Consider the following 14,358-nt stretch of genomic DNA (forward strand, 5'->3'; position numbering starts at 1 on the left):
AGCGCAGAACCCGCAAAATGGGGAAATGCGCGTGCTGGTGGTGGAGGACGAACGACGGATGGCGGCGGCCCTGCAACGGGGCCTGCGCGCCGAGGGCTTCGCCGTGGACCTGGCCCACGACGGCGAGGAGGGCCTCCACCTGGCCTCGACCGGGGAGTACGACATCGTCGTGCTCGACATCATGCTCCCCCGCCTGTCGGGCTACAACGTGTGCAAACGCCTGCGCGAGGCGGAGAACTGGGTGCCGGTCCTGATGCTCTCGGCCAAGGACGGCGAGTACGACATGGCCGACGGCCTCGACCTGGGCGCCGACGACTACCTCACCAAGCCGTTCTCGTATGTGGTCCTGGTCGCCCGCCTGCGGGCCCTGCTGCGGCGCGGCGGCGGACGCCGTCCCTCGGTGCTGCGGGCCGGGGACCTGACGCTCGACCCGGCGCGGCGGCTGGTGCGGCGCCAGGAGAAGACGATCGACCTCACGCCCCGGGAGTTCGCGCTGCTGGAGTTCCTGATGCGGCACCCGGACGAGGTCGTCTCCAAGGCGGAGATCCTGGAGCACGTGTGGGACACCTACGACACCGACCCCAACGTGGTCGAGGTGTACGTCGGCTACCTCCGCCGCAAGATCGACGCGCCGTTCGGCCGGGGCGCGGTGCAGACCGTGCGCGGCGCGGGATACCGGCTGGCCAGCGATGGCGGCTAACCCGTTCCGGTGGTGGCGGCGGCGCAGCCTGCGGGTCCGGCTGACCGTGGTCGCCACGGCCGTGCTCGGCGTCGGCCTGGCGGTGGCGGCGTGGGTGTTCGTGAACGTCCTGGGCCGCTCCCTGATCGCCACCATCGACGACGAGGTGACCTCGCGGGCCCGGGAGATCGTGGCCCTGTCGGACGCCGGCCGGCTCGACGGCGAGATCGTGCCGACGAAGGCGACGATCGTGCAGGTCATCGACCGGAACGGGCGGATCACCGCGGCGACGCCCTCGACCGACCGCCTGGTGCCGCTGCTGCCGCAGGGCGCGCGCCGGACGGCGGCCGACTCGGGCCGGCCGCAGTTCCTCGACGGACGGCCCTACGGCATCCCGGCCGTGTTGCGGATCGTGGTGATGAGCGCCGACAACGGGGTGACGGTCCTGACGGCCCGCTCCTTCAGTGAGATCGAGCGGGCCCTGAAGGCGACCGGCCACGTGCTGCTGCTCGGCACGCCGCTGCTGCTGGTCGTGCTGGCCGGGGCGTCGTGGGTGATCATCGGCCGGACCCTGAGCCCCATCGGCGCGCTGCGGCGCGGCGCGACCGAGATCACCGGCTCCTCGCCGTCCCGGAGGCTGCCGGTCCCGGAGGCCAACGACGAGGTCCACTCGCTGGCGATGACCCTGAACGACATGCTGGCCCGCCTGGAGGAGGCCGGCTCCCGGCAGCGCGCCCTGGTCAGCGACGCCGCCCACGAGCTGCGCAGCCCGCTGGCCAGCATGCGCCTCCAGCTGGAGGTGGCGCTGAGCCACCCGGACGGCCAGGACTGGCGCGAGACGGCCGAAGGCGTCCTGGAGGACACCCTGCGCCTGTCGAAGCTGGCCGAGGACCTGCTGGCCCTCGCCCGGCTCGACGAGGGCCGGGCGCTGCGCCACGAACCGGTCGAACTGGGCCGGCTGGTGACCCGGACCGCCTCCCGGTACGGCCTGGACGCCGACATCCCGGCCGAGGCCGTGGTCGTGATCGGGGCGGAGATGGACCTGGGCCGGGTGCTGGTCAACCTGATCGACAACGCGGTCCGGCACGCCCACGACAAGGTCCGGGTCGGGCTCTGGAAGTCGGGGCCGTGGGCGCTCGTCACCGTCACCGACGACGGGCCCGGCATCCCTCCGGAGGACCGCGAGCGGGTGTTCGACCGGTTCACCCGGCTCGACACGTCCCGCTCGCGCGACGACGGCGGCACGGGGCTGGGGCTGGCCATCGCCCGCGAGGTGGTGGAGGCCCACGGCGGCACGATCACGCTCGACGACGCGGAGCCGGGGCTCGTGGCCACGGTCCGGCTGCCGGTGTGATCAGGCCAGGCCGTGGTCGTGGGCGTACACGATGGCGGCGGGCCGGTCCCTGAGGTCCAGCTTGGTCAGGATGTTGCCCAGGTGGGTCTTCACCGTCGCCTCGGAGATGTGCAGGGCCGAGGCCGCCTCGGCGTTCGTGGCGCCCCGCGCGATCTGGGACAGCACGTCGTGTTCCCGCTGGGTGAGCCGGGCCGCCGCCGAACGCCCCCTGCGCTCGCGATCGGCCACCCGGCGGAAGGCCGTCAGCACCGGCCCGGCCACCTGGGGGTCGAGCCACGACCCGCCCTCGGCCACCATCGTGACGGCCCGGACGATGTCCTCCCCCGGCGCGTCCTTAAGGATGAACCCGGCCGCGCCCGCGCCCAGCGCCGCCGCCACGGTGTCGTCGTCGTCGAAGGTCGTCAGGATCAGCACCGGCGCCGCCCCCGCCAGGCGGCGGGTCGCCTCGGCGCCGTCGACCCGGCGCATGCGGACGTCCATCACGACCACGTCGGGCCTCCAGCGGGCGACGGCCTCGGCGACCTGGTCGCCGTCGTCGCACTCCCCGGCGATCGTGAAGGTCCCCTCGGGTTCGAGGATGCGCCGCAGGCCGGCGCGGACGAGAGGCTGGTCGTCGACCAGCAGCACGGTGATCACGCCGGAATCCTCGCCGACACGAGCCACTCCCCGTCACGCATCCCGGCGGTGCACTCGCCCCCGGCCGCGGCGGCGCGTTCCCGCATGCCCGCGAGCCCGCTCCCCGGCCCGTCGTCCCGCACGCTCCCGACGGGGTTGGCGACCTCCACGAGCAGGTCGCCACCCGTCAGGGTCACCGCCACCCGGGCCGTGCCGGTCCCGTGCCGGACCGCGTTGGCGAGGGCCTCCTGAATGATCCGGTACGCCGCCAGCTCCGCCCCCGGCTCGACCGCCGTCACCCCGTCCACGGAGAACGTGAGGTCGACGGCGCCCCGGAAACCCTCCACCAGCGCCGCCACGTCGGCGAGCCCGGGTTGCGGGGCGGTGGAGGACTCCTCGCCCGAACGCAGCACCTTCACCAGCCGCCGCAGGTCGGCCAGGCTCGCCCGCCCGTGCCTCTCGGCCTCTTCGAGGGCCGTGAGGGCCTCACCGGGATCGGCTCGCTTGATCGCCATCCGGGCGGCGGTGATGTGCAGCATGGTCACCGCGAGGGTGTGCCCGACGACGTCGTGGACGTCCTGCGCCATGATCCGCCGCTGGTCGGCGGCCCGCTGGAGGGCCAGCGCCTCCAGCGCCTGGGCCACCAGGCGGCTGGAGTCGTGGCTGACCCGCACGGCGTAGGCGGCGGCGAGGGTGAGCGCGAACCCCAGGTGCACGGCGACCCATGCCACCGGCGGGGCGCCCGTCAGCGCGGCGAGCGCCACGAGATAGGTCAGCCCGGCGACCCCGGCCGCCAACGGCACGGGCGCGAAGCCGACGTTCAGCGCCACCAGCAGCAGCGCGACCGCCAGCAGCGTGAGCACGGCCACCGGGCTGTCCAGCCCGGCCAGGACCGCCGCCCCCAGCGGGACGAGCACCGCCAGCGCGAACCACCACGTCGGCCCGTCGTCGCCCTTGAGGATCCAGCGCCCCCACGGGATCGCCGAGACGAGCACCAGCACGATGCCCACGACGGACGGCCGGGCGGCCAGGGCGGCGGCCGGCACCGCCCCGGCCGTGAAGGCCAGGGCGAGCGCCGGGGCGCCGACGCGGAACATCACCGAGAGCCGGGCGGGGGCGGCGCGGCCCGCGCGGCGGAGGTCGTCCTCCCAGTCGCAGACGGCCGCGGCCGCGTGGTCGGACCTGTCGTCGGACATGTCCCTATCGTGCTATGGCCACCACGTCGTAGGGCGTGGTGGGCGTCGGGGTGGTGTTGAAGCGGCCGTTGGGCAGGTAGAGGCGGTCCTTGAAGGCGGCCACGGTGGTCGGCACGTCGAACCGCGGGTCGGTCACCTTCCGGTCGATGACGCCCTTCGTCGCGCGCCGGTCGAGCTTGACCCAGGTCACGGTGTTCAGGAAGTTCTGGACGACGACCAGCCGGCGTCCCTCCAGGAGCAGCCCGTCGCCGTTGGTGAGCAGCTCGGTCCCGAGGTCGACCTGCGTGGTCGCGCCGGTCTTCTTGTCGGCCCGGAACAACTTGCCGGTGTTCGACTGGACCAGCAGCAGCGCCTTCCCGTCAGGCGTCTGGGCGATGCCGTTGACGTTGATGCCGGTCGTGTAGACGAGGTCGCCGGTGAGCGGGATCTTCTCGGCCTCGGCGGGCAGGCGGCCCCACCGGCGCAGGTCGAGCTTGTAGAGGACCGGGTTGGTGGAATCGGTGAAGTAGGCGGCGTCCCGGGTCAGCACGACGTCGTTCACGAACGACGCGCCGGTGGCCAGGGTGTAGCTCTTCAGCACCTCGCCGGTCCGCGCGTCTAGCACCCGGGCGGTCCCGGCGGTGCCGCCCGCGACGAAGAGGCGGTTGCGCCTGACCTTCAGGCCGAGGGAGGGCGTGCCGGGGCCCTCGTTGATGATCTTGCCCTGGCCGCTGCGCAGGTCGACCTTGTAGATCGCCCCGGAGGAGCGGGAGCCGAAGTAGGCCGAGCGGCCCTCGTCGACGGCGATCCCCTCGGGCGGGAAACCGTCGGGCAGGGAGAACGAGGTCGGGTATCTCGTCTCCGCCGACGCGGCGGCGGGCGGAGCCGCCACGAGTACGGCTAACAGTCCGGCAACGAAGGCTGCCACGCGCATGGAACAGGTCCCATCTGTCGTCTGAGCGGGACATGAGAGGTTTCCGTAAAGTGATCCGAGTCGTCAACGTATGTCAGGAGATGTCACGGTGCTCCCCCACCACGGCGTGACCGCCGAGGAACTGCTCGCCCGCCTGGCCGAGGCGCAGGAGGCCGATCTCCCCGTGCGGGGCGGCAAGGTCACCGCCTACGTGTACGACACCGGCCGCCCCGAGGTGCACGAGGCGGGCGCCGCCGCCTACGCGGGCATGCTCGAGGTCAACATGCTCGACCCGACGGCGTTCCCCAGCATGGTCGCCCTGGAGAAGGACGTCGTGCGCGCCGTCGCCGCCGAACTGGGGCAGCCGGACGCGCCGGGCATCTTCACCAGCGGCGGCACCGAGTCGATCATGCTGGCGGTGAAGGCGGCCCGCGACGCCGCGGCGACCGACCGGCCGCAGATGGTCGTGCCGGTCACCGCGCACCCCGCCTTCCACAAGGCGGGCCACTACCTCGGGGTGGAGGTGGTCGCCGTGCCCGTCGACCTGACCACCTTCACCGTCGACCCGGTGGCCGTCGAGGCGGCGATCACCGACCGGACCGTGCTCGTGGTGGTGTCGGCGCCCTCCTACCCGCAGGGCGTGATCGATCCCGTGGCGGAGGTCGCGGCCGTCGCGGCGGCCCGGGGCGTCCCCTGCCACGTCGACGCCTGCGTCGGCGGCTGGTTGCTGCCGTGGCTCCGGGAGGCCGGGGCCGAGGTGCCGCCGTTCGACCTGTCGGTGCCGGGCGTCACGTCGATCTCCTGCGACCTGCACAAGTTCGGGTACGCCCCCAAGGGCGCCTCCGTGCTGCTGTTCAAGGACGCCGCGCTGCGCCGCGCCGCCTACTTCGCCTCGGCCGCCTGGCCCGGCTACACGATCATCAACGCGACCGTGCAGAGCTCCCGGTCGGCCGGCCCGCTCGGCGGGGCCTGGGGCACCCTGCACGCGCTGGGCCGCGAGGGCTACATCGACCTGGGCCGCGCCACCCTGGAGGCGACCCGGCGCATCGCCGAGGGCGTCGCGAAGATCCCCGGCCTGCGGGTGCTGGGCGACCCGCAGGCCGCGCTGGTCGCCGTCGCGGGCTCCCCCGAGGTCGACGTGTTCGTGCTGGCCGACGAGGCGCGCAGGCGCGGCTGGTTCCTGCAGCCGCAGCTCTCCTACGCCGGCATCCCCGCCAACCTCCACATCACCGTCACCGGCGTGACCCTGGAGCGGGTCGAGGCGATGCTCGCCGTCATCGCCGAGTCGGCGGAGGCCGCCCGCGAACGCGGCCCGGCGACGGTCCCGGAGGGCCTGCCGGAGCTGATCGCCTCCCTGAACCTCGACGAGCTCGACGACCCGACGTTCGTCGAACTGGCCGCCTCGGTCGGCATCGACCTGACCTCCCGCGACCAGCCGGAGATGGCCGCCGTCAACGCGGTGCTCGACGCGCTGCCCGCCAAGACCCGCGAGGCGATCCTGGTCAGGTTCCTGTCAGTGATCTACGGCTGAGCCGGTCCGCCTGGCTCGGCGGAACGCCGGGGGCGGCACACGCGGTCGTTCACCGGTCACATGCGGCCGACCACGTCCAGGACCGTGCGGGCCGAGGCGGCGTCGTGGACGCGGAACACCCGCGCGCCCTGCACCGCCGAGACCGCCAGGGTGGCGAGGGTGCCCGCGTGGCGCCGGTCCACCGGCAGGCCGCCGAGGGTCTCGCCGACGAAGTCCTTGTTCGAGACGGCCACCAGGACCGGCCAGCCGGTCGCGACCATCTCGTCGAGGCGGCGGCTGAGCTCCAGGGAGTGGTAGGTGTTCTTGCCGAAGTCGTGGGCGGGGTCGATCAGGATGCGGTCCCGCGAGACCCCCGCGGCGAGCGCCTTCTCCGCCAGATCGGTCGTGTACGCCACCACGTCGCCCACCACGTCGTCATAGGCGATGCGATGGGGCCGGGTGCGCGGCTCGACGCGTCCGGCGTGGGCGCAGACCAGGCCGATGCCGTACTTGGCGGCCACGTCGGCCAGCCGGGGGTCGACCCCGCCCCACGTGTCGTTGAGCAGGTCGGCGCCGGCCGCCGCGACGACCTCGCCGACCTCCGCGCGCCAGGTGTCGACGCTGACGATCACGGACGGGTGCCGGTCGCGGACCGCCGCGACGAGGTCGGCGACCCGGCGGATCTCCTCCGCCACGTCGACGTCGTCGCCCGGCCCGGCTTTCACGCCGCCGATGTCGACGATGTCGGCGCCCGCCTCGATCTGGCGGGAGGCGGCGTCGAGGGCGGCGGCGAAGCCGTAGGTCGCGCCCCGGTCGTAGAAGGAGTCGGGCGTGCGGTTGACCACGGCCATGATCGCGTGGTCGCCGGGGCCGAACGTACGGCCACGAAGGCGCAGAGTAGACATCGTCAGCGAGCCTACTCCGCGCCCTCTCCGCGACTGCCGGGACGAGGGAGTGCTTCGGGAAATGGCCGATCCAGAAGTGCCCCCACCGATCCGGCCCCGAATCCGACAAGTCGGATTTGGAACGGTCCAAGCGTTTAAGCGGCGGATCCTCCTTCTGCCAGGGTCACGAAGTCCTGCGCGGTCGCGGGCAGCCGTTTGCGGGCGTGCACGATCGCGATGATCTTCCTCGGGGCGGGGTCCAGCGACCGCACGACCAGGCCGGCGCGGGCCGCCTGCTCGGCCATGCCGCGATACCACAGGAGCGAGGCCTGACCTTCGCGTACGGCGGGCAGCCACTTGGCCCGTTCGTCCGACTCCAGCGCGGGGATGGGGCGGACGCCGTACGAGGTGAAGATCTGGTCGAACTCCCGGCGGCGCGGGCTGCCCGGTCCGGGCAGCACCAGCCGCATGCCGTTGAGCCTGCTCATCGGCACGGGGTCGGGCAGGTCGAGACCGGGCGGCGAGATCAGCACGATCTCCTGCCGCTCCAGCGGATGGCTGACCAGGTCGGTGGGCACCGGCAGGTCGGTCAGCCCGAGGTCGGCCCGCTGCTCGCGGACGGCGGTGACGACGCTGTCCCGCCCGTCGCAACGGACGATGTGCACGCGGATCCCTGGATGCTCCGCCACGTAGGCGGGCAGCAGGCGACCCGCGAGCCCCGGTTCGAGGCTCGGCGTCGACGCGATGCGCAGTTCGGCTCCCGCCGTGTGCGACTGGGTCGCCAGCGCCTCGATCTCCCGGACGGCGTCGAGCGCCTCCCGGGCGAGCTTGACGACCCGCCGCCCCTGCGCGGTCACGACCACTCCCCGCCCGGAACGCGCGAAGAGGGTCATGCCGAGTTCCCGTTCGAGGTCCCGGATCGCGCGGGATAAGGCGGGCTGCGCGATGTAGAGGGACCGTGCGGCGTCGGTCATGGTGCGGTGCTCTGCGGTGGCTACCACATAGCGGAGCTGTTGCAGATTCATGCCAAAGACGCTAGGGCAGACGAGCCGTCCGAATCCGGAACATCGCAGAGATCACCTCGGATGATTACGGCCCGTGCGCGATCAGTGCTACATCCGTGACAAGTGTGAAATCAGTATTGTTCTGCCCAATCTTCAGCCAAGGGGGTCAAAGAGATGGGGCAGCCGTATCCGCCGCCTCCCGGACGTCACCCATACGGTCCAGGCGGCCCACGACAGCCCTCCCAGGGGTACCCTGCACCCCCACTCCCGACCCGCCAGACCACCCCACCGCACCCACCGGCACCTCCTCATGGGCCGCCGCCGGGGCGGCAGCCGCACTTTCCTCCCGGGATGCGTCCCGCTCCCGCGGGTCCCTACGGGCCGCCCCGGCAGATGCCCGTCCACTGGCAGCCTCGGCGGAAGTCGAGTGCCGGGCCGATCATCGGGGGGATCTTCGGGCTGATGGCCGTGGGGTTCGTGGTGCTCGTCCTCGGCGCGTCGCTCGGTGACCGGCCGGCCGTCTCCGAGCCGGTCGTGGGCTCGTCACGCGAGGGGGACGGGCAGGCGCGCGATGCGCAGCGGGGCGAGCGGCAGCCCGTACAGGAACGACGCGCGCCGCTCAACACGTCGCTGAAGGAGAACACGGTCTACTCGGCCGGCGCGCTGCCGCGCACCCGCTGTCCGGGCGGGCGGGCGAACGTGTTCGACCACGCGCAGATCAAGGCGCACATCCTGAAGACCGCCACGTGCATGGACCGGGCGTGGCGGGCGACGCTGGAGAAGGTCGGCATCCCGTTCGAGCCGCCGAAGTGGGTCATCGCCTCGGGGAAGGGCCGCGGCCCGTGCGGGGACTTCCCGCAGGCGAACAGCGCGGCGCCTTACTACTGCCCGCGCACCATGTCGGTGTACGCCTCGACCAAGGCCATGGCGAACGGCAACGGCGAGGCGGTCGGCTACGCGCGGATGTCGTCGTGGCACGGCTCCTACACGGCGATGATGGGCCACGAGTACGGCCACCACGTCCAGCAGCTCACCGGCCTGTCGCAGGCCCGCTGGGAGAGGAGCCTGGCCTCCGGGTCGGAGAGTCAGCGGCTGGCGCTGAGCCGCCGCCTCGAACTCCAGGCCAACTGTTTCGCCGGCATGTTCATGCGTTCCGTCGCGGCGAGCTACCCCGTCCCGGCCGCACGCCGCAACGACCTGTTCGCGTTCTGGGGCAGCCTCGGCGACCACCCCGGATGGCCGCGTGACCACGGATCTCCGCCGAACAACGGCGTGTGGTTCCGGCAGGGATGGCAGAAGCGGCAGGCGTATCAGTGCAACACGTGGGTGATGCCGGCGAAGGCCGTCTCCTAGACGGAGCCTTCTTTCCGGATGTGTTCAGTGTTGTCCAGATTTGAGGGCTAGAATCCCTGGGCATCGCACGGGCAATAACGAGCAGAGGAGCGGTTGACCATGCGTCGTGGGGGAGCCGCGGGTGACGAGTCACGCCAGAGACGCACGCGAAAACGCCCCCCGAAGTCGTCCGAGGACTTCCCCGGCGCGGTAGCCGACGAAACATACGAAGAACAGCAGATGCCCGCAGAGCCCTCAGGCCCGTCGGAACCCCCGCAGACCGGTTCCTTCGCCGCCATCCCGAAGACCGCCGGCCCCCAGCCCGACCCGGTCCCCAAGAACGCCGGCCCGGCGGCCTCGGTCCGGCCCGACACGGTCGTCCACTCGGGCGCCCCGAGCGGGGGCGTGCACGTGGGCGCCCCGCCGAAGTCCGGGGGGCCGCGGTTCATTCCGCCCCCCGCCGTGCAGGGCCCGCCGGGCGAGCAGCGCATCGCCGACGACGAGATCACCCGTCCGGGGCCGCCGCGCAAGCCCGCTCCCCTGCCCCCCCGGGGTCCCGCCAAGGGCGGCGGCCCGAAGAGCCGGGCGCCGCAGTTCGGACGGCCGCTCACCACCGGCGGCGTCATCGCGTGGACCGCGCTGTCGGCGATAGTGCCGGGGGCCGCGCACCTGCGCAGCGGACGCCGGAAGATGGGCTACGTCTTCCTCGGCACGTTCGGCGTGGTCCTCGTCGCGGCCGTCGTGTTCGGCTTCGGGATCCTCAGCAACGTCGGCTCGGCCGTCCGCGAGAGCACGCTGACCGGTGTCGTGATCGGGTCGGCCACGCTCGCGCTGGCGTGGTTCGCCCTGATCCTCATGTCGTACATCTCCCTGACGCCCGACCGGCTGCCCCAGCGGGGACAGATCATCTCGGGGGTCGTGGTGGGCGCGCTGTGCGTGGGGGTCATGGCCCCCTTCGCGTACGCGGCGAACTTCGCGAACCAGACGCAGAGCCTGCTCGCCAACTTCCCCAGTGACCACGACAGTGCCAACCCGCAAGCCGTGCCCATCAAGGCCGAGGATCCGTGGGGCGGCAAGAAACGGGTCAACTTCCTGCTCATCGGCGGCGACGCGGCCGGCAACCGGACCGGCGTGCGCACCGACTCGATGCAGGTGGCCAGCGTCAACGTGCAGACCGGGAACACGGTCCTGTTCGCGCTCCCGCGCAACCTCCAGCACGTCCACTTCAGCAAGAACAGCCCGCTCAACAAGCAGTTCCCGAGCGGCTTCCACGCCGAGCTCCCCAACGGCGGCCTGCTGAACGAGGTCTGGCAGTACGCCGAGGACTACCCCAACCTGGGTGTCCGCGGCCCGGCCGCCCTGAAGGACGCCATCAGCACCACGCTCGGCCTCCACGTCGACTACTACGCCATGGTCGACATGTACGGCTTCGCCGCCCTCGTCGACGCGATCGGCGGCCTGGAGATCAACGTACAGACCGACATCAAGTACGGCGGCGTCTACGGCACGGCCGGCACCATCAAGGCCGGCAAGCGCGTCCTGAACGGCGAGCAGGTCCTCTGGTACGGCCGCTCCCGCGTCGGCAGCGACGACTTCTCCCGCATGGGCCGCCAGCGCTGCGTCATCGGCGCGCTGGCCCAGCAGGCGTCGCCCCCGGTCGTGCTGGCCAACTTCAACAAGATCGTCGCGGCGGCCAAGCGGCTCTTCCGGACCGACATCCCCCGCCCCCTGCTGGAGCACCTGGTCAACCTCGGCCTCAAGGTGAAGGACGCCAAGATCACCAGCACCCAGTTCGTCCCGCCGCAGATCTGGCCCGGCAGCGCCGACTGGGACAAGATCAAGCGAATGGTCACCACGGCCATCCGCAAGTCCAATGGCGCGGCGGCCCCCGTCCAGGCGGGCGTGACCGCCTCCCCGAGCGGCGGCAGCCCGGTCGCCTCGGCCTCCGCCCCGAGCCCGACCCCGACGGCGGCCAAGCCGACCCTCACCCCGACCCCGAACTCCCAGGCGACCGAAGACCAGTCGCTCGCGGAACTCTGCGGGTTCTAGAAGACGGCGAAGGCCCCCGGGGGTTCTCCCCCGGGGGCCTTTTCTTTCCTACCAGTCGTCCTCACGGCGAATGGTGAACCGGGTGGGCACCCGGTAGCCGGTGTGCTCGGCGGCCAGCCACTCGGTGGTCACCCTCACCCCGGTGAGGCGCTCCGCCAGAACGAAGGCGCGTGTCTTCCACACGTCGAAGTCGAGCGGCGTCTCCAGGGCGAGATCGCCGGCGAGGGACGGCGGCTCTCCCTCGGGTGCGTCTCCCCAGCGGAACCGGCACACCTGCTCGCCGTCGCGGGCGACATAGAAGTGGTAGTGCCGGAGCGTGTCCCCGATGACCAGCGAGACCGCCTCCCCGCCACGCGACAGCTCGGCGATCCGGTCGGCGGAGTTCCAGTCGTTCGGTTCCAGGACCAGGAACCATCCGTCCAGTTCGCCGATGACCACCGTCCGTCCGCGCCCGGTCATCGCCACCTGGTGGATGGACAGGTCGAACGCGTCGGAGAGCGTCTGCGGCACTGCGCTGTCCGGAACGATCGGGAGCACGGCCGTCACGTTCGCGGCACGGCACCACGTGATGGTGCCGTCGGCCAGCGACGGGTCGATGCTCTGGACCACACGCCGGTAGTGCTCGTCGGGCTCGATCGGGCCGCCCTCGCGCGAAGGCCCCGGGGCCGCCGCGGCGGCGTCCGGGGCCGGGGACCGCCGCCGTGAGGGCGGCGGTCCGGGAACGCGTTTCATCGGGGAGCTGTCCGCCGGTTCACTTCTCGATCGTGAACTGGTCCACGTCGAAGAGGGAACCGGATCCGCCCGTGAACCTCAGGAAGATCGCCCCGGAGGCCGAGCTCGTGAGGTTCGCCGAGACGGTCTGGAAGGTGTCCCAGCTTCCGGTGTTCGGGATGGTCAGCGTGCCGATCTGGGTTCCGGTCGCGGAGCCCGCGCGGACCTGGATCTGGCCGCCCGGGCCGCCCGAGGAGTAGCGCACCGTGATGCGGGTGGCGCCGTTGGCGGTGACCTGGTTGTAGCCGGCCCAGTCGCCGTTGTCGATGAAGCCGAGGGTCTGGCCGCCGACGGCGGGGCCGTGACTGGCGACCTGGACGCCCGACTGCGACGTGAACGCCTCACCCTGGACCGTGGTCTGCGTCGGCGTGCTGCCGGTGGTCAGGGTGATGGTGTCGACGTCGAGCAGGGCGCCGGAGCCGCCGCTGAAGGTGAGGAACAGCGGGCCGGAGGCGTTGCTGTTCAGCGACGTGGTCACGGTCTGGAAGGTGTCCCAGCTGCCGGTGTTCGGCACGTTGACCGTGCCCAGCACCGTGCCGGTCTGGGAGCCCGCCCGGATCGTGATGGTGCCGCCGGGACCGCCCGAGGAGACGCGGGCGGAGAAGCTGTTCTTGCCGGCGGTGGAGAAGTTCGCGTAGCCGACCCAGTCGCCGTTGTCGATGTAGCCGACGGTGGTGCCGCCACTGGCGGTGGCGTGCCCGGCGGGCTGGACCCCGGAGTTGGAGGTGTACGACTCGGCCTCGATCGTGGTCGGCTGCGGCTGCGGGTTGCCGCCCAGCTCCTTGATCCTGATGTTGCGGAACGACACGTCGTCACCGGTGCCGTGGTTCTGGATGCCGATGTAGCCCTGGGCGAGCGACCGGTTGGCCACGGTGTTGGTGAAGTCGTTGATGAGGCGGCCGTTCAGGTAGACGCGCAGCCGCTCGCCCTCGACGAGGATCTCGTAGCCGTTCCACTCGCCCGGGGGGTTGAGCGCGGCGTCGCGGGCGGCGACGTCGGCCGACTTGAAGCCGTAGATCGAACCCGTCGTCTTGTCGGCGGTGTCCGTCGCGTCGATCTGGATCTCGTAGCCGTTGTTGATCGCCGAGTTCGGGTCGGTGGACGAGGGGAACCCGACGAACACGCCGGAGTTGTCGTCGCCGTCCATCTTCCAGTCGAGCTTCAGCGAGTAGGAGGCGTACTCCTTGGCCGAGTACCAGAGCAGGCCCATGCCGCCGGTCGACTTCAGGGTCGCGTCGGAGTTGGTGAAGCTGCCCGGTCCGGCCTGCGACCAGCCGGTGGTGGAGCCGTTGTAGATCGGCGTGTAGCCGGTCTCGACGCGGCAGTCCTGCTTGGCCCAGCCGGCCGCGTACCGGATGCCGCCGAGCAGCAGCGTGCGGAAGGCGGCCTCGCTGTAGGTGGCCTGGGTGTGGCCGAGGCCGGTGTAGAAGCTGCGGCCGTTGCTGACGTTCTTGCACCAGGTGATCGGGTGGTCGCCCATCCCGCCACCCGAGTAACTCGATTCGTCGAGGTTTTGCAGGATCTTGGCGCTGTTTCTCGGGTTCGTGCGGTACGAATACCATTCGTCAGACCGCGACCAGGTGCCGCCCAGGTGGGCGGTGGCCGCGTGGGCGCGGTCCTCGGTGCGGATGGTGGCCGTCTGGATGGCCGGGTGGCTCTGGAACCAGGCGCCGACCAGGTTGCCGTAGAACGGCCAGTCGTACTCGGTGTCGGCCGCCGCGTGCACGCCCACGTAGCCGCCACCGCCGTTGACGTAGTTCTCGAACGCGGTCTGCTGGGTGGCGTTCAGCACGTCGCCCGTGGTGCTCAGGAAGACCACGGCCTTGTAGTTGGCGAGGTTCCCGGCGGTGAACGCATTGGCGTCCTCCGTCGCGGTGACCGTGAAGTTGTTGGCCGAGCCGATGGCCTGGATCGCCGCGATGCCCTGCGGGATCGAGTCGTGCCGGAAGCCCGCCGTCTTGGAGAAGACGAGCACCTGGTAGGCCGGGTCGGCGGCGTGCGCCGCCGTCGGCACCAGCGTCGTCGCGGCGACGGCCGCCGCGGCGATCGCGCCGAGGAGTCTGCGCTTCATG

12 protein-coding genes are annotated in these 14,358 nt (G+C 71.8%); 5 read left to right on the top strand and 7 right to left on the bottom strand.

Features of this window, described 5'->3' with window-relative positions; translation table 11 throughout:
• Positions 1 to 25 precede the first annotated feature (25 nt).
• Positions 26 to 700 carry a response regulator transcription factor gene (locus GT755_RS03145; protein ID WP_030453225.1) on the top strand — a complete coding sequence of 225 codons (675 nt, stop codon included), beginning with the start codon at positions 26 to 28 and terminating at the stop codon, positions 698 to 700.
• Complete coding sequence (locus GT755_RS03150; protein WP_161478154.1) at positions 690 to 2,033, top strand: sensor histidine kinase; 1,344 nt, start codon at positions 690 to 692, stop codon at positions 2,031 to 2,033. Before GT755_RS03145 ends, GT755_RS03150 begins: the two co-directional genes overlap by 11 nt.
• Here GT755_RS03150 and GT755_RS03155 read toward each other — a convergent pair whose 3' ends face one another.
• The 3 genes from GT755_RS03155 to GT755_RS03165 are packed head-to-tail and all read right to left on the bottom strand — an operon-like array spanning position 2,034 to position 4,751.
• Positions 2,034 to 2,669: a response regulator transcription factor gene (locus GT755_RS03155; RefSeq protein ID WP_161478155.1), complete on the bottom strand. Its 636-nt coding sequence runs from the start codon at positions 2,667 to 2,669 to the stop codon at positions 2,034 to 2,036.
• On the bottom strand, positions 2,666 to 3,844 hold the full coding sequence (locus GT755_RS03160) for a sensor histidine kinase (protein ID WP_161478156.1): 1,179 nt from the start codon (positions 3,842 to 3,844) through the stop codon (positions 2,666 to 2,668). Before GT755_RS03160 ends, GT755_RS03155 begins: the two co-directional genes overlap by 4 nt.
• A gap of 4 nt (positions 3,845 to 3,848) precedes the next feature.
• Positions 3,849 to 4,751, bottom strand: coding sequence for an SMP-30/gluconolactonase/LRE family protein (locus tag GT755_RS03165; RefSeq protein WP_328794144.1), 903 nt, complete (start codon positions 4,749 to 4,751; stop codon positions 3,849 to 3,851).
• Between the two features lie 94 nt (positions 4,752 to 4,845).
• On the opposite strand from GT755_RS03165, the gene GT755_RS03170 reads away from it, so the two are divergent.
• Positions 4,846 to 6,267 carry a pyridoxal phosphate-dependent decarboxylase family protein gene (locus GT755_RS03170; RefSeq protein ID WP_328794145.1) on the top strand — a complete coding sequence of 474 codons (1,422 nt, stop codon included), beginning with the start codon at positions 4,846 to 4,848 and terminating at the stop codon, positions 6,265 to 6,267.
• Positions 6,268 to 6,323: 56 nt separating this feature from the next.
• Here the strand turns inward: GT755_RS03170 and folP are convergent, their stop codons facing one another.
• Positions 6,324 to 7,151 (bottom strand): dihydropteroate synthase, encoded by an 828-nt coding sequence (gene folP / locus GT755_RS03175; protein WP_161478159.1) that lies wholly within the window; start codon positions 7,149 to 7,151, stop codon positions 6,324 to 6,326.
• A gap of 134 nt (positions 7,152 to 7,285) precedes the next feature.
• Positions 7,286 to 8,155 carry a LysR family transcriptional regulator gene (locus GT755_RS03180; protein WP_161478160.1) on the bottom strand — a complete coding sequence of 290 codons (870 nt, stop codon included), beginning with the start codon at positions 8,153 to 8,155 and terminating at the stop codon, positions 7,286 to 7,288.
• A gap of 330 nt (positions 8,156 to 8,485) precedes the next feature.
• Between GT755_RS03180 and GT755_RS03185 the strand changes: the two genes are divergently transcribed.
• A complete protein-coding gene (locus tag GT755_RS03185; RefSeq protein ID WP_161478161.1) occupies positions 8,486 to 9,487 on the top strand; it encodes a neutral zinc metallopeptidase in 1,002 nt (333 codons plus the stop codon).
• A gap of 219 nt (positions 9,488 to 9,706) precedes the next feature.
• Complete coding sequence (locus tag GT755_RS03190) at positions 9,707 to 11,515, top strand: LCP family protein (RefSeq protein ID WP_161478162.1); 1,809 nt, start codon at positions 9,707 to 9,709, stop codon at positions 11,513 to 11,515.
• A gap of 48 nt (positions 11,516 to 11,563) precedes the next feature.
• Here the strand turns inward: GT755_RS03190 and GT755_RS03195 are convergent, their stop codons facing one another.
• Both GT755_RS03195 and GT755_RS03200 read right to left on the bottom strand, forming a co-directional pair.
• Positions 11,564 to 12,247, bottom strand: coding sequence for a DUF6461 domain-containing protein (locus tag GT755_RS03195; RefSeq protein WP_161478163.1), 684 nt, complete (start codon positions 12,245 to 12,247; stop codon positions 11,564 to 11,566).
• A 19-nt stretch (positions 12,248 to 12,266) separates the two neighbouring features.
• Entirely contained in the window at positions 12,267 to 14,357 is a 2,091-nt protein-coding gene (locus tag GT755_RS03200; RefSeq protein WP_161478164.1) for a ThuA domain-containing protein, read from the bottom strand.
• Position 14,358: the final 1 nt, after the last annotated feature.

Origin of the sequence: Herbidospora solisilvae, from assembly GCF_009901565.1 — a bacterium.
GTDB classification, from domain to species: Bacteria; Actinomycetota; Actinomycetes; order Streptosporangiales; family Streptosporangiaceae; genus Herbidospora; species Herbidospora solisilvae.

What these genes read in the sequence shown, in the direction of transcription:
- GT755_RS03150 (WP_161478154.1), top strand. Translation starts at nt 690, where the DNA reads ATGGCGGCTAACCCGTTCCGGTGGTGGCGGCGGCGCAGCCTGCGGGTC.
- GT755_RS03195 (WP_161478163.1), bottom strand. Translation starts at nt 12,247, where the DNA reads ATGAAACGCGTTCCCGGACCGCCGCCCTCACGGCGGCGGTCCCCGGCC.
- GT755_RS03200 (WP_161478164.1), bottom strand. Translation starts at nt 14,357, where the DNA reads ATGAAGCGCAGACTCCTCGGCGCGATCGCCGCGGCGGCCGTCGCCGCG.
- GT755_RS03160 (WP_161478156.1), bottom strand. Translation starts at nt 3,844, where the DNA reads ATGTCCGACGACAGGTCCGACCACGCGGCCGCGGCCGTCTGCGACTGG.
- GT755_RS03185 (WP_161478161.1), top strand. Translation starts at nt 8,486, where the DNA reads ATGCGTCCCGCTCCCGCGGGTCCCTACGGGCCGCCCCGGCAGATGCCC.
- GT755_RS03145 (WP_030453225.1), top strand. Translation starts at nt 26, where the DNA reads ATGCGCGTGCTGGTGGTGGAGGACGAACGACGGATGGCGGCGGCCCTG.
- GT755_RS03190 (WP_161478162.1), top strand. Translation starts at nt 9,707, where the DNA reads ATGCCCGCAGAGCCCTCAGGCCCGTCGGAACCCCCGCAGACCGGTTCC.
- GT755_RS03180 (WP_161478160.1), bottom strand. Translation starts at nt 8,155, where the DNA reads ATGAATCTGCAACAGCTCCGCTATGTGGTAGCCACCGCAGAGCACCGC.
- folP (WP_161478159.1), bottom strand. Translation starts at nt 7,151, where the DNA reads ATGTCTACTCTGCGCCTTCGTGGCCGTACGTTCGGCCCCGGCGACCAC.